We start from the raw sequence: 21,071 nt of genomic DNA on the forward strand, positions 1-21,071 counted from the left end.
CCCGCGCCCCTTACGGGGCGCTGATGATCGCCTCCCGCAAAGGCGTCGTCGCACGGACCCGGTACTCCTGGATCGCCCACCCGTTGCCGTCGGGATCCTTGAAGTACATGAACGTGCCCCCGTCCTGCGGGGCATGTGCCACGGGCTCACTGATGTCGAGCCCCCGCGAGGCCAGCTCCACGTGCGCGGCCTTCGCGTCGGCGACGCAGAGCTGGAGGCCCTGGTACGAGCCCGCGGCCGGTGTCGGCCCTTCCATCGTGTCCCAGAGCGTGTCGGCCAGGGCGATGGAGCAGCCCGAGCCGGGCGGGGTCAGCTGGACGATGCGCATGCCCGGCATGATCTCCGCGTCGATGTCGACGTGGAAGCCGAGCTTGTCGCGGTAGAACGCCTTGGACGCGTCGATGTCACTCACGGGCAGCGGAATCACTTCGAGTGTGTACTCCATGTGCCGCAGTACATCAGGGAGTCGGCCCGCCGTCAGCGTGCGAACCGCCACCGCGTCTGACTGAACGGCTCGCCCTTGCCGAAGCCGAACACGGTGCGCGGCCGCACCGCGAAGACGTGGGCGTGCCCCGCGCCGTGGTGGAAGCAGCCGTCCCTGACCTCGTAGTGCCAGAAGCTGCCGTACTTCTCCTCCCACGCGGCGGCGAGACGGCGCAGCTCCGCGTCCTCGGTGACGCGCACCGCCGCGCCCTCCACGACCAGGTCGTAGCCCTTGTCCCAGACGTTCACGCCGGTGGTCAGGACCGTCTCGGGGTTGGCGGCGAGATTGCGGGCCTTGCGCTCCTCGGGTCCTGTGGCGAAGTGCAGCGCGCCGTCCAGCCAGACCGCGGGCAGCGGCGTGACGTGCGGGCGGCCCTCCGGCCGCACGGTCGAGATCCAGAACAGTTCGGCCGCCGCGAGGCGCGCCTCGGCCTCGGCCCACGGCGTGGCGGCCGCCGTCGGATCGCTGTACCTGGTGTCCAGTTCGGCGCGGGGTTCCTCGCTCGGCATCGGTGTCCTCCTGGGGTCGTCTTCATGGTCCCTTCCGAGGACGGACCGCGCGCGCGGGCGGAACTCATCGGCGAGGCCGTAGGCTCGGGCCAGGAGTGATCGAACGGAGGCGCGGGACCATGACGCTGCCGCACGAGGGGGAGAGCGCGAAGCGCCCGCTGAAAGGGGGGTGGCGGGAGACGGGGGGACGCAGGAGCAGTACGTTCACACGGCTGCTGCGGCACGGTTTCACCGACCCGTCGGCGGCCGAGCGGCTGCTCGACGCCCCGGACCTGGACACGGTCCGCGACGACCCGCTGCTCCTCGACGCGCTCGGCGCCACCGCCGACCCCGACCTCGCGCTGCTCGGACTCGTCCGGCTCGTCGAGGGCCAGGAGGACGAGCCGGGGCGCCGCGAGCTGCTCGACACCCTGGTCACCGCCAAGCCGCTGCGCGACCGGCTGCTCGGCGTGCTCGGCGCCTCCGAGGCGCTCGCCGACCATCTGGCCAGGCACCCCCGCGACTGGCGGGCCCTGGTCACCTACGAGGCGGTCGACCTGCACCCCGGCGTCGAGGAGTTCGAGCGGGGGCTGGCCGAGGCCACCGACCCGGTGTCGCTGCGCGTCGCCTACCGCCGCTGCCTGCTCGCCATAGCGGCCCGTGACGTGTGCGGCACCACGGACGTCGCCGAGGCCGCCGCCGAGCTCGCCGACCTCGCGACGGCGACGCTGCGCGCGGCGCTCGCGATGGCCGGCGCGGCCGCGCCCGGCGACGCCGCGCAGTGCAGGCTCGCGGTCATCGCGATGGGCAAGTGCGGTGGCCACGAGCTGAACTACGTCTCGGACGTGGACGTCATCTTCGTCGGCGAGGCCGTCGAGGGCGCCGACGAGGGCAAGGCGCTGCGGGCCGCGACCCGGCTCGCCTCGCACATGATGCGGATCTGCTCGGAGACCAACGTCGAGGGCACCATCTGGCCGGTGGACGCGAACCTGCGCCCCGAGGGCCGCAACGGACCGCTGGTGCGCACCCTGAGCAGCCATCTCGCGTACTACCAGCGGTGGGCGAAGACCTGGGAGTTCCAGGCGCTGCTCAAGGCCCGCCCGGTCGCCGGTGATCTGGCGCTCGGCGAGGAGTACGTGGCCACGCTCGCGCCGCTCGTCTGGCACGCCGCCGAGCGCGAGAACTTCGTGGCCGACGTGCAGCGGATGCGCCGCCGCGTCATCGAGAACATCCCCGCGGGCGAGGTCGACCGGGAACTCAAGCTCGGCCCCGGCGGGCTGCGCGACGTCGAATTCGCCGTACAGATGCTCCAGTTGGTGCACGGCAGGAGCGACACCTCCATCCGCAGCGGCTCCACGCTCGAAGCGCTCGCGGCGCTCGGCGCGGGCGGCTACGTGGGGCGCGTCGACGCCGCCCAGCTCGACGACGCGTACCGCTTCCTGCGCTCGCTCGAACACCGCATCCAGCTCTACAAGTTGCGGCGCACCCATCTGGTGCCCGAGGACGACGCGGACCTGCGGCGCATCGGGCGTTCGCTCGGCATGCGCACCGAGCCGATCACCGAGCTGAACCGCGCCTGGAAGCGGCACACCTCCGTGGTGCGCCGCCTGAACGAGAAGCTCTTCTACCGTCCGCTGCTCGACGCCGTCGCCCAACTCGCCCCCGGGGAAACCAGGTTGAGCCCCGAGGCGGCGCGCGAGCGGCTCGTCGCGCTCGGCTACGCGGACCCGAGCGCCGCCCTCAGGCACCTGGAGGCGCTCGCCTCCGGGGTGTCCCGCAAGGCGGCCATCCAGCGCACGCTCCTGCCCGTCCTGCTCGGCTGGTTCGCGGACTCGGCCGACCCGGACGCGGGCCTGCTCGGCTTCCGCAAGGTCTCCGACGCGCTGGGCAAGACGCCCTGGTACCTGCGGCTGCTGCGGGACGAGGGCGCCGCCGCCGAGAATCTCGCCCGGGTGCTCTCCGCGGGCCGGCTCGCCCCCGACCTGCTGCTGCGCGCGCCCGAGGCGGTCGCCCTGCTCGGTGACCCGCGGGGCCTCGAACCGCGCGGCCGTGACCCCCTCGAACAGGAGATCCTGGCCGCCGTGCGCCGCGCGGAGGGCGCCGAGCAGGCGGTGACGGTGACGCGCGGGGTGCGCAGGCGCGAGCTGTTCCGCACCGCCGCGGGCGACCTCATCGGGTCGTACGGCACGGAGGAGAGCCCCGCAGAGGCTGACCCCGGCGCGCTGGTGGACCGGGTCGGCGACGCCATCTCCGATCTGACGGCGGCCACCCTGGCGGGCACGCTCCGCGCGGTCGTCCGCGACGGCTGGGGCGACACGCTGCCGACCCGCTTCGCCGTGATCGGCATGGGCCGCTTCGGCGGCCACGAGCTGGGCTACGGCTCGGACGCGGACGTCCTCTTCGTGCACGAGCCGCGCGAGGGCGCGGACGAACAGGAGGCGGCGAAGGCGGCCGCCAAGGTCGTCGCCGAGATGCGCAGGCTCCTCCAGATCCCGTCCGCCGACCCGCCGTTGCTCATCGACGCGGACCTGCGCCCGGAGGGCAGGAGCGGCCCGCTGGTGCGTACGCTCAAGTCGTACGAGGCGTACTACCGCCGCTGGTCCCTGGTCTGGGAGTCCCAGGCGCTCCTGCGGGCCGAACCGGTCGCGGGCGACGAGGAACTCGGCCGCGCCTTCACCGCGCTCGTCGACCCGCTGCGCTACCCGGCCGAGGGCCTCGGCGAGGACGCGATCCGCGAGGTCCGCCGCCTCAAGGCGCGCATGGAGGCGGAGCGGATGCCGCGCGGCGCCGACCCGACGCTGCACGCCAAGCTGGGCCGCGGCGGCCTCTCCGACGTCGAATGGACCGTCCAGCTCATGCAGTTGGAGCACGCCTGGGCCGAGCCCGGCCTGCGCACCACCCGCACCCGCGAGGCGCTCGCCGCGGCCTGCGCCGCGGAGCTGATCCCGACGGAGGACGCGGCGATCCTCGACGAGGCGTGGGTCCTCGCGACGCGCGTGCGCAACGCGGTGATGCTGGTCCGCGGCCGCGCGGGCGACACCTTCCCCGCCGACGGCCGCGAACTGGCCGCGGTCGCCCGCTATCTGGGCTACGACCCCGGACACGTCGGCGAGATGCTCGACGACTACCGGCGGATCACGCGCAGGGCGCGGGCGGTGGTGGAGGAGCGGTTCTACGGGGCGTAGTGCCCCGGGGGACGGGTGTTTCTGGGCGGGAGTGCGGGGTGCGGATGAGCACGCGTACTCATGCCGGGCCCGGCGCGGCCCGGCAAGCTGGTCGTACCAGCACTCGAAAAGGAGTCATCGTGCGACGCAAGGCCATCCCGTCCGTAGCCCTGGCCGCCGCGGCCACCGCCGCCTTCGGGCTGCTCGCCACCGGCTGTTCGATGGAGGACTCGACCTGTGGTGGCGGTGAGTACCCCGTGATGACGGTCGGTGACACCGGCAGCGCCTGTGTGTCCGACGGCGAGAAGCCGCCCAAGGGGTACGTCCGCTACCCCGAGGGCAAGGTCCCCGAGCACGTCGGCGACAAGTGGGACGTCTACTGGCAGAAGCACACGGTCGACAAGAACGGCAAGATCATCAAGGCGCCGGGCGGCTCGGGGGAGTAAGGCCTCCCGCCCTACGGCGGGCCGCTCAGACCTTCACGGGCAGCAAGGGCGCCGCCCCCTTGACCGCCACCTCGCGCGGCAGCGCGTACGGCAGCGCGCCGTACCAGAACCGGGCCACCGTGAAGCCGAACGCCAGGCAGATCATGCCGCCCACCGCGTCCAGCCAGAAGTGGTTGGCGGTCGCCACGATCACGACGAGGGTCGCCGTGGGGTAGAGCAGGCCGAGCACCCGCACCCACGGCACCGAGGCCAGGGCGAAGATCGTCAGGCCGCACCACAGGGACCAGCCGATGTGCATGGACGGCATCGCCGCGTACTGGTTCGACATGTTCTTCAGGTCGCCCGACGCCATCGAGCCCCACGTCTGGTGCACCACCACCGTGTCGATGAAGTCGCCGCCGTTCATCAGGCGCGGCGGTGCCAGCGGATACAGGTAGTAGCCGACCAGGGCCACCGCCGTCGTAGCGAAGAGGACCAGGCGCGTGGCCGCGTACCGCCCCGGGTGCTTGCGGAACAGCCACACCAGGACACCGAGCGTCACCACGAAGTGCAGCGTCGCGTAGTAGTAGTTCATGCCGACGATGAGCCATGTCACCGAGTTCACGGCGTGGTTGACGCTCTGCTCGACGGCGATCCCCAGGTCGTGCTCGATCCGCCAGATCCAGTCGGCGTTCCGCAGGGCCTGCGCCTTCTGTTCCGGCACGGCGTTGCGGATCAGTGAGTACGTCCAGTAGCTCACCGCGATCAGCAGGATCTCGAACCAGAGCCGGGGACGCCGGGGGGTGCGGAGCCGTCGCAGGACCCGCGTGAATGTCCGCCCATTGCGGTCGTCTTCCGTGCCCGCGATGGGTGATGCGGTGGGGCCCTGCCGGCCCTCAAGTGTCGTCACAGTCGTCTCACCCATAGGAACAAAGTCTGCCAGATCCGCGCCCTTCGACCGATCATCCCCTGGTCGGGTTCGGACCGCATTCTCTCCGCCGCAGGAACGAGCCGGGGACCCCCGACTCCCCTAGGGGCGCCTGGGCGCCGAAGCGGTTGAACCTCGAACGACCAGTTCCGGCATGAAGACGAATTCGCTGTGCGGCGCGGGGGTGCCGCCGATCTCCTCCAGGAGGGTGCGGACGGCCGCCTGCCCCATCGCGGGCACCGGCTTGCGCACCGTGGTCAGCGGCGGGTCGGTGAACGCGATCAGCGGCGAGTCGTCGAAGCCGACCACCGAGACGTCGTCCGGCACCTCCAGACCGCGCTGGCGCGCCGCCCGTATCGCGCCGAGCGCCATCATGTCGCTCGCGCACGCGATGGCCGTGCAGCCGCGGTCCATCAGCGCCGCGGCCGCCGCCTGGCCGCCCTCCAGGGTGTACAGGGAGTGCTGCACGAGATCGGTCTCGATCTCGTCGGGGGAGAGGGCGAGCTGGTCCTGCATCGTGCGTACGAACCCCTCGATCTTCCGCTGTACGGGCACGAACCGCTTCGGGCCGAGGGCGAGCCCGATGCGCGTATGACCGAGGGAGACGAGGTGGGTGACCGCTAGGCGCATCGCCGCGCGGTCGTCCGGCGAGATGAAGGGCGCCTGCACCTTCGGCGAGAACCCGTCCACCAGGACGAACGGCACGCCCTGTGCCCGCAGCTGTTCGTAGCGCTGCATGTCGGCCGAGGTGTCCGCGTGCAGCCCCGAGACGAAGATGATCCCGGAGACCCCGCGGTCCACCAGCATCTCGGTCAGCTCGTCCTCGGTGGAGCCCCCCGGGGTCTGCGTGGCGAGCACCGGCGTATACCCCTGCCGGGTGAGGGCCTGCCCGATGACCTGCGCGAGCGCGGGGAATATCGGGTTCTCCAGCTCCGGCGTGATCAGCCCGACCAGGCCCGCGCTGCGCTGGCGGAGGCGGACCGGGCGCTCGTAGCCGAGCACGTCGAGGGCGGCGAGCACGGACTGGCGGGTGGCCGCGGCGACGCCCGGCTTGCCGTTGAGCACCCGGCTGACCGTCGCTTCGCTGACCCCCGCCTGGGCTGCGATGTCGGCTAGCCGTGCGGTCACAGGATTGGACTGTACCGGTCGCATCTCAGGCTGCCCACCAGACCGTCGCATCGGCCGGCAGCACGGTCTCGGCGGCACCCGGTTCGACGTCGGCGCTCGCCAGGAGCAGGGTGCCGGGGGTGGGCAGCGTGACGGCGGCGCCGGTGACGTTCACCGTGCAGACGAACGAACCGTCCGGCGTGGCGCGGCGGAAGGCGAGCACGCCGTCGGGGGCGGGCAGCCACGCGATGTCGTGGCCCGCGCCGAGCGCCGGGTGCGCGCGGCGCACGGCGAGCGCGCGGCGGTAGAACTCCAGCGTGGAGGCCGGGTCGCCGGTCTGCGCGGCCACCGAGAGGTCCTTCCAGTTCGCGGGCTGCGGCAGCCAGCTCGGGCCGTCCTCGGCGGGACCGAAGCCGAACGGCGCGCGCTCACCGGACCACGGCAGCGGCACCCGGCACCCGTCGCGCGTGCCGTCCTGCCCCGCGGAGCGGAAGAACGCCGGGTCCTGGCGCACCTCGTCGGGCAGGTCGGTGACCTCGGGAAGGCCGAGCTCCTCGCCCTGGTAGAGGTAGGCCGAGCCGGGCAGCGCCAGCATCAGCAGGGTGGCCGCGCGGGCCCGGCGCAGGCCGCGCGCCTCGTCCCCTTCGGCGAAGCGCGTGGAGTGGCGTACGACGTCGTGGTTGGAGAGCACCCAGGTGGCGGGCGCTTCGACGGCGTTCATCGCGACCAGGGAGCGGTCGATGACGGCGCGCAGCGCTGCGGCGTCCCAGTCGGTGGTCAGGTACTCGAAGTTGAACGCCTGGTGCAGCTCGTCGGGGCGCAGGTACAGGGCGCTGCGCTCGACGGTGGGGGTCCACGCCTCGGCGACGGCGATGCGCTCGGGGCCGTACTCCGCGAGGATCCGGCGCCAGTCCCGGTAGATCTCGTGCACGCCGTCCTGGTCGAAGTACGGCACCGCCTGGTTGCCGAGCAGCTTGACCTGTTCCTCGTGGCCGATGTCGGGCAGGCCCGCCGCCTTGACCAGGCCGTGCGCCACGTCGATGCGGAAGCCGTCGATGCCGAGGTCGAGCCAGAAGCGCAGTACGGAGCGGAACTCGTCGTGGACGGCGGGGTGTTCCCAGTTGAAGTCGGGCTGCTCGGGGGCGAAGAGGTGCAGGTACCACTGGCCGTCCTCGACGCGCGTCCAGGCGGGCCCACCGAAGATGGACTCCCAGTCGTTGGGCGGCAGTTCGCCGTCCGCGCCGCGGCCCGCGCGGAAGTGGAAGCGGTCGCGCGGCGGCGATCCCGGGCCCTCGCGCAGCGCCTGCTTGAACCACTCGTGCTGGTCCGAGCAGTGGTTGGGCACGACGTCGACGATGACGCGCAGGCCGAGCGAGTGCGCCTCGCGGACCAGGTCGTCGGCGTCGGTGAGGGTGCCGAACATCGGGTCGACGGCGCGGTAGTCCGCCACGTCGTATCCGGCGTCGGCCTGCGGCGACGCGTAGAAGGGGGAGAGCCAGACGGCGTCGACGCCCAGGTCGCGCAGGTGGGGCAGGCGGGCGGTGATGCCGGGCAGGTCGCCCATGCCGTCGCCGTTCCCGTCGGCGAAGCTGCGCGGGTACACCTGGTAGATGACCGCGTCGCGCCACCACTCGCGGACGGGCGCGGAGTCGGTGGCGGCGGGCGCGGTGGTGACGTGCTGGGTCATGAAGTCCCTTAGGAGTGCGGGGAGTTACAAGGAGTGGAGGGGCGTCAGGATTTGGTGCCGCCGGCCGTGAGGCCCGACACCAGATTGCGCTGGACCAGGAGGAAGACGAGCGTCGCGGGGATCAGGATGATCACCGAGGCGGCGGTCATCATGGCCCAGTCGGCGCGGGACTCGGTGGCGAAGGTGCGGATGCCGACGGCGAGGGTGTAGTGGTCGGCGCCCATGAACTGCGAGGCGTAGGCGACCTCGCCCCACGCGGTGAGGAAGCTGTAGAAGGCCGTCACCGCGAGGCCGGGCTTGGCCAGCGGCACGATGAGCCGCCAGAAGGTGCCGAACGGGGTGAGCCCGTCGACCCGGCCCGCCTCGTCGATCTCGTGCGGGATGGTGTCGAAGTACCCCTTCATCATCCACGCGCAGAACGGCACCGCGGTCGTCGCGTACGTGAGGATCAGCCCCAGGTAGTTGTCGATCAGGTCGAAGCGCGCGAGGAGTTCGTACAGCGGCACGATCAGGACGGCCATCGGGAACATCTGCGTGACCAGGAAGGACCACATCAGCTGCTTGTGCCCGGGAAAGCGCATCCGGGACACCGCGTAGCCCGCGCTCGCCGCGAGGAACACGCCGAGGACGGTGGTGCCGCCCGCGACGATCACCGAGGCGCCGAACCACTGGGGGAAGTCGGTGTCGGTGAGGACCTTGGCGTAGTTGTCGAGGCTGAGGTCGCTCAGCACCTCGCCGGGGCTCTGCCAGGCGGTCTTGGGGCCGAGCGAGATGAAGACGATCCACGCGACGGGGAACGCGGCGACCAGGCTGGCCAGGATCAGCGTGCCGTGCAGCGCGACCGAGCCCCAGGTCGAACGCTCGTGGCGGCCGCGGACCCGCTTCGCGCGCGGCGCCGCGGTCTGCGCCGGGGCCGCGACGGACGCGGGGGAGTGGGTGGTTGCTGAGGTCATGGTGACGGGCCCCCTCAGGCCTGCTCGGTCTTGAGCTGGCGGCGGCGGTAGAAGGTCGAGAAGGCGAGGAGGAGGGCGAGGATCACGATTCCGTAGGTGGCTGCGCCGGAGTAGTCGGACACTCCGGTGAACGCCTTGCGGAAGGCGAAGGTCACGAGGATGTCCGCCTCACCGGTGGTGTTCTGGCCGAGCAGGAGGTAGATCACCGCGAACATGTTGAACGTCCAGATGCAGCCGAGCAGGACCACGGTGTTGGTCACCGGGCGCAGTCCGGGCAGCGTGATGTTCACGAACCGCTGCCAGGGGGACGCGCCGTCCATCTCGGCAGCCTCGTACAGCTCCTTGGGGATGGACTGGAGCCCGCCGAGCAGCGCCACCATGTTGAAGGGGACGCCGATCCAGACGTTCACCATGATCACCGCGGTCTTCTGCGCGAGCGGGGTCGCCAGCCAGTTCTGGGCGGGCAGGCCGACCGCGGTGATCATGTCGTTGAAGACGCCGTACTGCGAGTTGAGCATCAGCCGCCAGGCGAAGACGCCGACGAAGGCGGGCACCGCCCACGGCAGGATCAGCAGGGCGCGGTAGAGCAGCTTGCCGCGCATCTCGCGGTTGAGCAGCAGCGCGAGGCCCATGCCGATGGCGATGTGCAGGACGACGCAGGACACCGTCCAGATCACGGTCCAGATCAGCCGCGGGTAGAAGTCGCCGTCCGCGCCGGAGAGGACCGACCAGTAGTTGTCGAACCAGACCGTCTTGTACGTCGCGGGGGCGTGGAAGGCCCCGATGTCCCGCGCCACGTTCGCCTCGTTGGCGTCGGTGAGCGAGAGGTAGAAGCCGTACCCCAGCGGATAGAGGACCAGGACGGCCAGGACGATGGCGACCGGCGCCACCATCGCCCAGGCGTACCAGTACTTCTGCCAGGAGCGGCGAAGTGCGGTGATCACGTCAGTTCGCCTCAGCTGCCGATGGTGTAGCCGGGCAGCAGCTTCTTGAAGCCCTCGGCGGCCGCGTCGAGGCCCGACTTCACCGAGACGTCACCCTGGAGGATCTTCGTGTACTGCTGCACCAGCGGCGTGAAGAGGCTGCCGACCTGGGGCAGCGCGACGCGCGGCCGGGCGGTCTTCATGATCGGGTGGAAGCCCTTGATGCGGGCGTCCTTGGTGACCTCGGGGGTGTACGCGGACTCGCGGGTCGGCAGCGTCGCGGTCTCCTCGGCGACCTTCTGCTGGCTCGCCGACGAGGTCATGAACTGCGTGAACAGGTAGGCGGCGTCCAGGTTCTTCGAGCCCTGGTAGACGGTGAGGTCGTGGCCGCCGGTGGGGGCCTGCGGCTTGCCGGTGGAGCCCGCGGGGACCGGGGCGAAGCCGAGGTTGCCCTCGTCGCCCTTGAACGCCTTGCCGGTGAGGTCGTCGGTGACCGACCAGGGGCCCTGGACCAGCATGGCGACCTCGCCGTTCTTGAACGAGGTCTGCATGTTGTCGTAGGAGTTGGCGAAGTCGACCTTCGCGGACGCCTGGTCGTAGACCTTCTTCGCCGTGGTGACGGCCTTGACGGCCTCCGGCGAGTTGATCGTGATCTTCTTCGACTCGGTGTCGGCGAGGTCGGTGCCCTCGCCGTAGAGGAAGGGCAGCAGGAAGTAGGAGTCGGGGTTGAGGTAGGTGCCCTCGACGCCGGTCTTCTTCTTGATGGTCTTCGACGTCTCGATGAACTCGTCCCAGGTGGTCGGCGCCTTCTTGATGCCGGCCTTCGCGAAGAGCTTCTTGTTGTAGAGGATCCCGAGGGTGTCGGTGACCGAGGGGACGCCGTACGTCTTGCCCTGGTACTTGGCGGTGTTCAGCGGGCCCTCGGTGAAGTCGTCCGTGCCGCCCTTGAGGGCGAGGGTGCCGTCCAGCGGGGCGATGTAGTGCAGCGAGGCGTACTCGGGGATCAGGCCGACGTCGGCGCGCATCACGTCGGGGGCGCCCTTGCCGGTCTTGGCCGCGGACTTGAACTTCTGCTCGATCGAGGCGAACTCGACGTTCTCGTAATTGACCTTGATCTTCGGGTACTTCTTCTCGAAGTCGTCGATCAGCTTCTTGTAGACCGGCGCCTCGGTCGTGGCGTCCGAGGTGTCCCAGTAGGTGAGGGAGCCGGAGATGTCCTTGGCGTCCTTCGCCTTGCCGTTCGATCCTTCGTCACCGTCGTCGCCGCAGGCGGTGGCGGTCAGCGCAAGGGCGCAGACCGCGGCGGCGATCGATATGCCACGTCGCATAGTGAACTCCTGAGGGATGGACCCGCTGTGCCGTCCGTCCCTTCGACGGCTGCCGGGCTGGAGGGAAGTTAACAGTCCTGCAAGGTCTTGCGAAAGACCTTGCAGGACTGTTTCTCCGCGCTGCGGCGCGGCCGTCAGCCGTGGATCGCCACCGCGCCCATCGCCGGAACGGTGATCTCGGCCGAACCGCCGGACACCGTCACGCTGCTCTTTCCGCCGTCGATGACGTTCTCGTACGTCCCGTCCGCGAGGTTCGTCGCGAAGGTGTACGTGGCGTCCGCGGACGTGTTGTTGAGCGCCATGAACCCCTTGTCGCCCCTGCTGAAGCCGATGACGTCGGCCGACTTGGCCTGGAAGTTCGTGTAGCTCGCCCCGTCGGTGGCGTTGTGGAAGGCCACCGCGCCCTTGACCGCCGTGTCGCGGTCCAGACAGGTCCAGCCGCCCGCGCAGTCCGTGTCGGTGACGAAGCCGTCGGCGTTCGGCGGCGCCCCGTCGGAGTCCGACCAGGTGAAGCTGGCGTACACGGACGGGGTGCCGTAGCCGCGGCCCAGCTGGAAGATGTTCGCGAGCCGGGTGACCGCGCCGTCCTTCAGGCCCAGGGTGTAGCCGTTGCGGTCGGTGTCGTGGTTGGTCACGAAGGTCGCCGACTTGTCGGCGGGCACGAACCCCCAGGTCTCCCCGAACGTCTCCAGGTTGGAGATGTCGCCCCTGAACTGGTCCTTCAGCTTGCTCGCGTACGTGAAGTCCAGCACGTCACCCGTGCCGTAGTAGTCGCCGGGCGCGGGGGTCGCGCCCGGGTAGACCTCCTGGAAGACGTAGGGCTTCGCGCCGGACGACGTGGGCTCCAAGTAGCCCTCGATCGCGGTGAGATCGGCAGCCGGGATGTGCTTGGCGGCGTCGACGCGGTAGCCGTCGACGCCGATGGCGGTGAGCTTGTCGAGATAGCCCGCGATGCCCTTGCGGACGTCCTCCTCCTCGGTCTCCAGGTCGGGCAGGCCGAGCAGTTCGCAGTTCTGCACCTCGCTCAGGTTCGACCAGTCGTCGATCGTGAGGTCCTCGTCCTTACAGTCGTCGCCCCGGTGGTAGTCGCCGGGATCCCAGTCCGGTGTGTCGTACTTGTTGGAGATCTTCGTGCCGCCGTAGCCGGTCCCGGGCTGCGCCGACGTGTGGTTGACGACCGCGTCGACGTACACCTTGACGCCCGCGCCGTGGCAGGTGGCGACCATGTCCCTGAACTGCTGCTCCGTACCGAACCTGCTGTTCAGGCCGTACGAGTACGGCTGGTACACGTCCCACCAGTTGAGGCCCGTGGCCTTCAGGGACTCGGCGGGCGGGGCGACCTGGACCGCGCCGTAGCCGGCCGGGTCCAGCACGTCGGTGCACTCGGCGGCGACCGACTTCCAGTTCCACTCCCAGAGGTTGGCGATGGTGTCGCCGTTGGGGACGCCGGTGTCCGTGGCGCGCGCCGTCGCGGGGGTGGCGGGCAGGGCGGAGAGGCCGCCCAGGGCCAGGGTGCCCGCCGCGAGCAGTCGCGCGGCGCGCCGTCGTGGCCGCGGTCGTGGGGATGTGGGCATGCTGCGGCTCCTTCGTTCACGGTGGGGGGGCAACACCGGTCCATGCGGCCCGAGTTGCGCGTCGTGGTGAGAGTGGAGGGGTCGGTGGGGCCCAGTCAATGCGTCGTCTGGAACTTCTTGCAATGTCTTGCTGCAAGAAGGAGTTGGCGGTACGTTCCCCGGTCATGGCCAAGGAGTTCAGACACCGCACCGTGGCGGTCACCGGCATCGTGCTCGCGCTCGTCGCGGCCCTCTTCGCCGCGCTGCCGGCGGGAGCGGCACCGCCCGACGGCGACGCCCCGGTCGACCTGACGAAGTCGAGGGCCCAGTGGATCGACCGCGCCACCGTCGCCGTCCCGCGCGACGACACCACCGCGGCCACCACCCGGCTCGTCGCCGACCGGGAGGGCGAACTCGCCGTACGCGACGGTGAACTCACCGGAAGCGGAGAGGAGTTGGCGCTCCGCGAGATACCCGGCGGCCTCTCCGCCGCCCAGCGGAAGAAGTTCCCGCACCTCGCCTCCTACGCCGCCTACGCGGTCCGTGACCCCGACCGCGCCCGCGTCGCCTACGCGCTCACCGGACAGGTCGTCCTCACCCGGCAGGCGGCCGACGGCACCCTCGTCACCGCCACCGGCGTGCAGACCCAGGGCGTCCTCGACGACCTCTACGCCGCCCGCGCCGCCGACGCCGCACTCGGCCCCGTCGTCCGCGAGCACGGCGTCACCCTCTCCGTCTGGGCGCCCACCGCGCAGTCCGTCACCCTCGAACTCGGCGGCAGGCGCGCCCCGGTGGCCATGGAGCGGGACGGCGGCAGCGGCATCTGGTCCGTCACAGGCCCCAGGTCCTGGACCGGCAAGACGTACCGCTACGTCGTCAAGGTCTGGTCCCCGAGCGCCCGCGCCGTCGTCACCAACAAGGTCACCGACCCGTACGCGCTCGGCCTGACCGCCGACTCCACGCGCAGCCTGATCGTCGACCTCGACGCCAAGTCCCTCGCCCCCAAGGGCTGGTCACGGCTGCGCAAGCCCGAGGCGGTCGCGCCCGCCGACGCGCGGATCCAGGAACTGCACATCCGCGACTTCTCCGCCTCCGACCGCACCGCAAAGGCCCGCCACCGCGGCACCTACCTCGCCTTCACCGACACCCGCAGCAAGGGCTCGCGGCACCTCAAGAAGCTCGCGAAGGCCGGGACGTCGTACGTCCACCTGCTGCCCGCCTTCGACATCGCGACCATCCCCGAGCGCCGGGCCGACCAGAAGACCCCCGACTGCGACCTCGCCTCCTACGCCGCCGACTCCGACAAGCAGCAGGAGTGCGTGGCCGCCGTCGCCGCCGACGACGCCTACAACTGGGGCTACGACCCGTACCACTACACCGTGCCCGAAGGCTCGTACGCCACCGACCCCGAGGGGACCAAGCGCACCGTCGAGTTCCGCGAGATGGTCAAGGCACTCAACGGCGAGGGCCTGCGCGTCGTCATGGACGTCGTCTACAACCACACGGCGGCCAGCGGCCAGGACCCGAAGTCCGTCCTCGACCGGATCGTGCCCGGCTACTACCACCGGCTCCTCGCCGACGGCACCGTCGCGAACTCCACCTGCTGCGCCAACACCGCGCCCGAGAACGCCATGATGGGCAAGCTCGTCGTGGACTCCCTGGTCACCTGGGCCCGCCAGTACAAGGTCGACGGATTCCGCTTCGACCTGATGGGACACCACCCCAAGGCCAACATCCTCGCCGTCCGCAAGGCCCTCGACGCGCTCACCCCCGAGAAGGACGGCGTCGACGGCAAGCGGATCATCCTCTACGGCGAGGGCTGGAACTTCGGCGAGATCGCCGACGACGCCCGCTTCGTCCAGGCCACCCAGCGGAACATGGCGGGCACCGGCATCGCGACCTTCTCCGACCGGGCCCGCGACGCGGTGCGCGGCGGCGGCCCCTTCGACGAGGACCCGGGCGTCCAGGGCTTCGCCAGCGGCCTGTACACCGACCCCAACTCCTCACCGGCCAACGGCACCGAGGCCGAACAGAAGGCCCGGCTCCTGCACTACCAGGACCTCATCAAGGTCGGCCTCACCGGGAACCTCGCCGGGTACAGGTTCACCGACTCGTCGGGCCGTACGGTCAAGGGCTCCGACGTCGACTACAACGGGGCGCCCGCCGGATACGCGGCCGCCCCCGGCGACGCCCTCGCCTACGCCGACGCGCACGACAACGAGACCCTCTTCGACGCCCTCGCCTTCAAACTGCCCGCGTCGACGCCGCCCGCGGCCCGCGCGCGCATGCAGGTCCTCGCGCTCGCGACGGCGGCGCTCTCCCAAGGCCCCGCGCTCTCCCAGGCCGGCACCGACCTGCTGCGCTCCAAGTCCCTCGACCGCAACTCCTACGACAGCGGCGACTGGTTCAACGCCCTGCACTGGGACTGCCGCGACGGGAACGGCTTCGGCCGGGGGCTGCCCCCGGCCGCCGACAACCGGCCCAAGTGGCCCTACGCCACACCGCTGCTGACATCGGTACGGGTCGGCTGCGCGGACATCACGGCGACGTCCGCCGCCTACCGGGATCTGCTGAAAATCCGTACGACCGAGCCCGCCTTCAAGCAGCGCACCACGGCGGACGTGCAGCGCACCCTCTCCTTCCCGCTGTCGGGACGCGAGGAGACGCCCGGGGTCATCACCCTGCGCGCGGGCGATCTCGTCGTCGTCATCAACGCCACCCCGGACACCGAGGAACAGCGGGTGCGCGACGCCGCGGGGCACCCGTACCACTTGCACCCCGCGCAGTCGAAGGGCGCAGACCCTATCGTCAAGTCCTCCTCGTACGACGAAAGTTCCGGGATCTTCACCGTTCCCGGTCGGACCGTGGCGGTCTTCTCCCGCAACGTGCACTAGAGCGCTAACTTGGTCGGGCAGGCCCGCGGGGGGTCTGCCCGGTCACCCCCAAAGAGGCCCCGCGTGAGCGTCAACGGCAAGGCAGACACCATGATCCTGGTGGTCGACGACGTCGCCGCCAGCAGATACGCGCTCGGCGCCGTGCTGCGCAGGGACGGCCACCGCGTCGTCCTCGCCGCCAGCGCCGGCGAGGCCCTCGTCGAACTCGACGTGCGCCAGCGCGCGGGCGAACTGCCCGACGTGGCCCTCGTCGACGTGGGCCTGCCCGACATGAACGGCTTCGAGCTGTGCCGCCGCATGAAACAGTCACCGCTGATCGCGGCCCTGCCCGTCGTGCACTTCTCGGCCGCGCAGATCGCCCCCGCCGACCGGTGCCGGGGCCTCGACGCGGGCGGCGAGGCCTATCTGACGGTGCCCGCCGAACCGGAGGAGATCCAGGCCGTCGTGCGCGCCGTGGCCCGCGGCGCCCGGCACCGCAGCGACGCGGAGGCGCACGCGGGGCACCTCACCCAGCTCGCCGAGACCATCCTCCACGTGCAGTCGGCCCGCTGCCCGCGCGAACTCGCCGAGGCCGCCGCCGTCGGCACGGCCCGCATCACCGGGGGACCCGCCGCCGCCTTCGTCCTCGGCGAGGACGGCACGCTCTACCGCGGCCTGTCCCTGCGCAGGTCCACCGCCTCACTGCCCGACGACGGAGCGCACGACGCGGTGGCCCGCCTCGCCCGGCGCGTCATGGCGGGCAGGACCGGCGTGCGCACCACCGTCGTGCCCGCCCCGCTCTGGCCCGCCGGCTTCTTCCACGCCGAGGGGCCCGGCACACAGCAGGACGGCGCCCGGCTCGCGCTGGCCCGCGCCCGCGAGGGCTGCGAGCCCGTCTGCCTCGCCACCCCCGCGTACGCCCATGGACTCGACCCCGACACCGGGCGTCTCGTGGGCAGGCTCGCCCACGCCACCGCGCTCGCCGCGGAGCGACTGCTCATGTACGAGATGGAACGCCACATCGCCCTGACGCTGCAGCGCAGCTTCCTGCCGACGCACGTGCCGCAGGTGCCCGGCACGGAAGTCGTCGTGCGCTACGAACCCGCCTCCCGCGACACCGAGATCGGCGGTGACTTCTACGCGGCCCTGCACACCTCACAGGGCCTGCTCACGGCCATCGGCGACGTCGTGGGGCACTCCCTGGACGCCGCCACCGTGATGGTCGAGATCCGGCACGCGCTGCGCGCCTACTGCGTCGAGGACCCCGACCCCGCCTCGCTCGCCCACCGGCTCGACACCATGCTCCAGCGCTACCACCCCGAGCGGACGGCCACCCTGTGCCTCGCGCTCGTCGACCCCGGGACCGGCCGCACCCGCGTCGCCAACGCCGGACACATCCCGCCGCTCGTCGTCGGCGACGGCGGCACCGCCCACTACCTCAGCGCCAAGGGCCCGCTGCTCGGCCTCGGCCTCCAGCGCCCCGAACCCACCGAGACGGTCCTCCGCCCCACGGACCGGCTCCTCATGGTCACCGACGGCCTCATCGAGACCCGCGGCACCGACCTCGCGGTCTCCATGGAGCACCTGCGCGCGGCGGCGGCCGACGCGCCGGCGGGCGTCACGGCCCTGTGCGACACGCTGCTCGCCTGCTTCGGCCACGACAGGGACGACGACATCGCCCTCCTCGCCGTACGCCTGACGGGCGAGGGCTAGGGCCTTTCTGGGTCCTCGCGCAGCCGCTTCTCCAGGAGCGTCACGCCGTAGGTGCTCCCGTCGGGCGCCACCTTGCCCGGCAGCTCGCCGACGGCCGTGTACCCGGCCTGCTCGTAGTAGGTGCGCAGCCGGGGCACCGTCGTCATGCAGTCCAGGCGGCACAGGCCGCGGCCCGCCGCGGCTATCCGCCGTTCGGCGGTGGTGAGCATCGCACGGCCGGTGCCGGGGCGCGCCCCGCGCCGCGGAAGGTCAGTTGCGCCGTCATGGCGATCACCGTAAGGGTGGGCGCGACACCGGACGTACGAGGGGTGGCCCATGCCTCGGCACAGCTCGAGGACGCCTTCGACCGCAAGGGGTTCGCGCTGGCGCTGCACCCGCTGCTCGTCGAGGTCGCGGGCGCCGCGGCCGACACCTGCAAGACCCGGTTCGTCAGGACCGAGGGGAGCGTGGTCGGGGACGGCGCGGGCGACGACGGCATCGCGCACGTCATGATCGGGCTGCTGCCCGGACGGTCACCCGAGGTCAAGGCGCGGCTGAGCGAGGGCGCGCTGGAGCTCCTGCGGCGGTGCGTGACACCCGGGAGCGGTCTGCGTCTGCACGCGTCGGCCGAGGTCAGGGACCTGGACGCGTCCTACCGCAAGTCGGCGGACGCCTGAGGCACCAGCGCGACGAGCCGCCCGATCAGCTCCCCGAACGGTCCATCGGCGGGCTCCGCGGCGAGGATGCCGCGCAGCACATCGGCCATCTCCTCGTCGTACGCGGCGCTCACCGCGGCCAGCGCCGCGAAGTCGTGCACGAGCTGCAACTCCAGCTCGGCGCGCGGGATGCGCCGCCCGTCCAGCCAGATCAGCGCGGTCGACTCGGCGAGCGAGATCCAGGAGCGCACGACGAGTTCGAGGCGGGCGGGCGGGTCCGTGACGCCCAGGTGCCGCAGGATCTGGTCGTACGCGGCCTGCCGCACCGAGTCGATCAGCGCGTTCGTCGTCGACGAGCCGACCGCCGGGCCGCCGCGCATCAGCGCGGAGAAGCCGGGCCCGTGCTCGTCGACGAAGGAGAGGAAGCGTCCCATCACACGCAGCAGCCGGGCACCGAGCGGCCCCTCGTGCGGCTCGACGAACCGCTCGGCCAGATCCTCCGCGGCCCGGCGCAACGCCGCCTCGTACAGGCTGAGTTTGCCGGGGAAGTAGTGGTAGACCAGCGGGCGCGAGATGCCCGCGGCCGCTGCTATCTCGTCGATGGAGACATCGTCGGGCGAGCGGTGGCTGAACAGTTCGAGCGCGACCCCGATCAACTGCCGCCGCCGCTCCTCGACACCCATCCTGCGGCGCACCCCGGTAGTCATGCGAACACCTTACCGAGCAGAACAGGCCCCCCGACGGGCCGGTCCCGTACGGCAGTTCACAGGTACGGCATGTCTCACATGTCCAGGACGATCCGTTCGCCGCGCGCCCGCGAGACGCAGATCAGCATCGAACCCGCCCGCTCCTCGTCGGTGAGCAGCTCGTCGCGGTGGTCGATCTCCCCCTCGACGACCCGCTGTTGACACGTACCGCAGAAGCCCTGCGCGCAGGAGTACGCGGTGTTCGGCAGCTCGGCGCGGACGGCGGCCAGCACGGTGGAGTCCGCGGGGACGGTCACCGTGCGTCCGCTGCGCCGCAGTTCGACCTCGAAGGCGGCGTTGCCGTCGGTGGCGGCGCGCGGCGTGAACCGCTCCAGGTGCAGCGTGCAGTCGGCGGGCAGCGCCGCGGCGACGGCGTCCATGAGCGGCTCGGGCCCGCACACGTGCACCGCCGTGCCCGGCGCGCACTCCGCGAGGAAGGCGGCCGGGTCCGGCAGCCCGTCCTCGTCCTGCGCGACGACGGTGACCCGCCCGGCCGGGGCGCCGAGCTTCTCGATCTCTTCGAGGAACGGCATCGAGGCCCGCGAACGCCCCCCGTACAGCAGCCGCCAGGGCGCGCCCGCGGCCTCCACGGCCCGCAGCATCGGCAGGATCGGGGTGATCCCGATGCCGCCCGCCACGAAGACGTACGACGGCGCGTCGGCGAGCGGGAAGCGGTTGCGCGGCCCGCGCACCTCCACCTCGACGCCCTCGCCGAGCTGCTCGTGCACCTCGCGCGAGCCGCCCCTGCCGCCCTGGTCCGCGGGGATCAGCCGGGTCGCCACGGTGTACGAGGAGGAGTCGGCGGGGTCACCGCAGAGCGAGTACTGGCGCACCAGCCCGGACGGCAGGACGAGGTCCAGATGGGCGCCCGGCTGCCAGCCGGGCAGCCGCTCGCCCGCGAGCCGCAGCCGGACGACGCCGTCGGCGACCGTCTCGTGCCCGGCCACGCGCAGCCGCAGCGCACGCGAGCGCGGCTGCCCGGAGACCGGCTCGTCCAGGGCGGGCAGCGGCCACAGCGGGGAGGCGTCGATGCGGCGGCGCATGGCCCGCCGGGTGAGCAGGGCGACGCCCGCGACGAGGGCGAAGGTGCGGATGCGGGGCATGTCAGGCGGCGCCCTTCTCGGCGGCGGTGGCGGCGGGCGAGGAGGCGAGATAGGCGACGGCCTGCGCCGTGCTGCCCTCCTGGGAGGGGTGGTAACTCCGGCTCAGATAGCGGGGGATGGACCGGACCATGGCGCCCGCGGTGGGCAGGGTCCCCGCGCGTCCGCTGCGGTAGAAGTCCTTGAAGCTCGCCTTCCCCTCGACGAGCGTCGGGTCGTTCTCCATGAAGAACCGCGTCCCGCGCTGCCACAGGAAGACCAGGGCGCTGAACGCGGTGGCCCAGGTCCTCGCCCGGCGCCGGTAGCTGCCGTCGACGTGCATGAACAGCTCGAAGGCGACGGACCGGTGCTCGACCTCCTCCGCGCCGTGCCAGCGCAGCAGGTCCAGCATGGTCGGGTCGGCGCCCCTGTGGTCCAGCTCGTCGGCGTTGAGCACCCAGTCGCCCAGGAACGCGGTGTAGTGCTCGATGGCCGCGATCATCGCGACCCGCTCCATCAGCCACCAGCGGCTCGCCCTGCCCGGCGGCAGCGTCCGGTCGCCGAGCAGCTTCTCGAAGAGCCAGTCGACCTGCGCGGTGTACGGCGTCGGGTCGAGCCCCTGCTCCTTGAGGTGCGGCAGGACCTCGTCGTGGGCCTGCGAGTGCATGGCCTCCTGGCCGATGAACCCGATCACGTCCTCGCGCAGGCGCTCGTCGCGGATGAGCGGCAGCACCTGCTTGTAGACGTGCACGAACCAGCGCTCGCCCGCGGGCAGGAGCAGGTGCAGCACGTTGATGGTGTGCGTGGTGAACGGGTCGTTCGGAAGCCAGTGGAGCGGTGTGCTCTCCCAGGAGAAGGAGACGTTGCGTGCCTTGAGCGGTATGTGCTCGGACGCGAGGGGCTTGGGCGCCCGGCCCTGCGTATTAGACATGGCGTCAATGTACTGATGGGTAGTCGTGGGGGTACAGGGGTCTGCGACGGGAAC

General features: G+C 71.5%; 18 protein-coding genes. 5 read left to right on the plus strand and 13 right to left on the minus strand.

Features of this window, described 5'->3' with window-relative positions; genetic code table 11:
- Positions 1-10 precede the first annotated feature (10 nt).
- Entirely contained in the window at positions 11-445 is a 435-nt protein-coding gene (locus tag ACIO9J_RS19185; RefSeq protein ID WP_402000392.1) for a VOC family protein, read from the minus strand.
- 32 nt (positions 446-477) lie between these two features.
- Complete coding sequence (locus tag ACIO9J_RS19190) at positions 478-993, minus strand: pyridoxamine 5'-phosphate oxidase family protein (protein ID WP_402000395.1); 516 nt, start codon at positions 991-993, stop codon at positions 478-480.
- Positions 994-1,112: 119 nt separating this feature from the next.
- Here ACIO9J_RS19190 and ACIO9J_RS19195 point away from each other — a divergent pair, with 119 nt between their 5' ends.
- Complete coding sequence (locus tag ACIO9J_RS19195) at positions 1,113-4,157, plus strand: bifunctional [glutamine synthetase] adenylyltransferase/[glutamine synthetase]-adenylyl-L-tyrosine phosphorylase (protein WP_402000397.1); 3,045 nt, start codon at positions 1,113-1,115, stop codon at positions 4,155-4,157.
- A 119-nt stretch (positions 4,158-4,276) separates the two neighbouring features.
- Complete coding sequence (locus tag ACIO9J_RS19200) at positions 4,277-4,582, plus strand: SCO0607 family lipoprotein (RefSeq protein WP_402000400.1); 306 nt, start codon at positions 4,277-4,279, stop codon at positions 4,580-4,582.
- Positions 4,583-4,607: 25 nt separating this feature from the next.
- On the opposite strand, the gene ACIO9J_RS19205 is transcribed toward ACIO9J_RS19200, so the two are convergent.
- From ACIO9J_RS19205 to ACIO9J_RS19235, 7 genes are all read right to left on the minus strand, one after another.
- Positions 4,608-5,486: a phosphatase PAP2 family protein gene (locus tag ACIO9J_RS19205; RefSeq protein WP_402000403.1), complete on the minus strand. Its 879-nt coding sequence runs from the start codon at positions 5,484-5,486 to the stop codon at positions 4,608-4,610.
- Between the two features lie 105 nt (positions 5,487-5,591).
- Complete coding sequence (locus ACIO9J_RS19210; protein WP_267894270.1) at positions 5,592-6,617, minus strand: LacI family DNA-binding transcriptional regulator; 1,026 nt, start codon at positions 6,615-6,617, stop codon at positions 5,592-5,594.
- A 25-nt stretch (positions 6,618-6,642) separates the two neighbouring features.
- On the minus strand, positions 6,643-8,283 hold the full coding sequence (locus tag ACIO9J_RS19215) for a glycoside hydrolase family 13 protein (protein WP_402000406.1): 1,641 nt from the start codon (positions 8,281-8,283) through the stop codon (positions 6,643-6,645).
- Positions 8,284-8,327: 44 nt separating this feature from the next.
- Positions 8,328-9,236 (minus strand): sugar ABC transporter permease, encoded by a 909-nt coding sequence (locus ACIO9J_RS19220; RefSeq protein WP_402000409.1) that lies wholly within the window; start codon positions 9,234-9,236, stop codon positions 8,328-8,330.
- 14 nt (positions 9,237-9,250) lie between these two features.
- Positions 9,251-10,129 carry a carbohydrate ABC transporter permease gene (locus ACIO9J_RS19225; RefSeq protein WP_402001121.1) on the minus strand — a complete coding sequence of 293 codons (879 nt, stop codon included), beginning with the start codon at positions 10,127-10,129 and terminating at the stop codon, positions 9,251-9,253.
- A 62-nt stretch (positions 10,130-10,191) separates the two neighbouring features.
- Complete coding sequence (locus tag ACIO9J_RS19230; protein ID WP_402000413.1) at positions 10,192-11,487, minus strand: extracellular solute-binding protein; 1,296 nt, start codon at positions 11,485-11,487, stop codon at positions 10,192-10,194.
- 134 nt (positions 11,488-11,621) lie between these two features.
- A complete protein-coding gene (locus ACIO9J_RS19235; RefSeq protein WP_402000416.1) occupies positions 11,622-13,061 on the minus strand; it encodes an alpha-amylase family protein in 1,440 nt (479 codons plus the stop codon).
- 164 nt (positions 13,062-13,225) lie between these two features.
- On the opposite strand from ACIO9J_RS19235, the gene pulA reads away from it, so the two are divergent.
- Both pulA and ACIO9J_RS19245 read left to right on the plus strand, forming a co-directional pair.
- Positions 13,226-15,934: a pullulanase-type alpha-1,6-glucosidase gene (gene pulA / locus ACIO9J_RS19240; RefSeq protein WP_402000419.1), complete on the plus strand. Its 2,709-nt coding sequence runs from the start codon at positions 13,226-13,228 to the stop codon at positions 15,932-15,934.
- 90 nt (positions 15,935-16,024) lie between these two features.
- The gene (locus tag ACIO9J_RS19245; protein WP_402001124.1) at positions 16,025-17,626 is read left to right on the plus strand and encodes a SpoIIE family protein phosphatase; all 1,602 of its coding nucleotides are present in this window, start codon (positions 16,025-16,027) and stop codon (positions 17,624-17,626) included.
- Here the strand turns inward: ACIO9J_RS19245 and ACIO9J_RS19250 are convergent.
- A complete protein-coding gene (locus tag ACIO9J_RS19250; RefSeq protein WP_402000422.1) occupies positions 17,623-17,835 on the minus strand; it encodes a hypothetical protein in 213 nt (70 codons plus the stop codon). The two genes, ACIO9J_RS19245 and ACIO9J_RS19250, sit on opposite strands and share 4 nt — an antisense overlap.
- Positions 17,836-17,889: 54 nt before the next feature.
- Here ACIO9J_RS19250 and ACIO9J_RS19255 point away from each other — a divergent pair, with 54 nt between their 5' ends.
- Positions 17,890-18,282: a 5-carboxymethyl-2-hydroxymuconate Delta-isomerase gene (locus ACIO9J_RS19255; RefSeq protein WP_402000425.1), complete on the plus strand. Its 393-nt coding sequence runs from the start codon at positions 17,890-17,892 to the stop codon at positions 18,280-18,282.
- On the opposite strand, the gene ACIO9J_RS19260 is transcribed toward ACIO9J_RS19255, so the two are convergent.
- From ACIO9J_RS19260 to ACIO9J_RS19270, 3 genes are all read right to left on the minus strand, one after another.
- On the minus strand, positions 18,258-18,968 hold the full coding sequence (locus ACIO9J_RS19260; RefSeq protein WP_402000428.1) for a TetR/AcrR family transcriptional regulator: 711 nt from the start codon (positions 18,966-18,968) through the stop codon (positions 18,258-18,260). The two genes, ACIO9J_RS19255 and ACIO9J_RS19260, sit on opposite strands and share 25 nt — an antisense overlap.
- 74 nt (positions 18,969-19,042) lie before the next feature.
- Positions 19,043-20,110 carry a PDR/VanB family oxidoreductase gene (locus ACIO9J_RS19265; protein ID WP_402000431.1) on the minus strand — a complete coding sequence of 356 codons (1,068 nt, stop codon included), beginning with the start codon at positions 20,108-20,110 and terminating at the stop codon, positions 19,043-19,045.
- Position 20,111: 1 nt separating this feature from the next.
- A complete protein-coding gene (locus tag ACIO9J_RS19270; RefSeq protein ID WP_402000434.1) occupies positions 20,112-21,017 on the minus strand; it encodes a metal-dependent hydrolase in 906 nt (301 codons plus the stop codon).
- Positions 21,018-21,071: the final 54 nt, after the last annotated feature.

The organism is Streptomyces sp. NPDC087300, assembly GCF_044744425.1.
Taxonomy (GTDB): Bacteria; Actinomycetota; Actinomycetes; order Streptomycetales; family Streptomycetaceae; genus Streptomyces.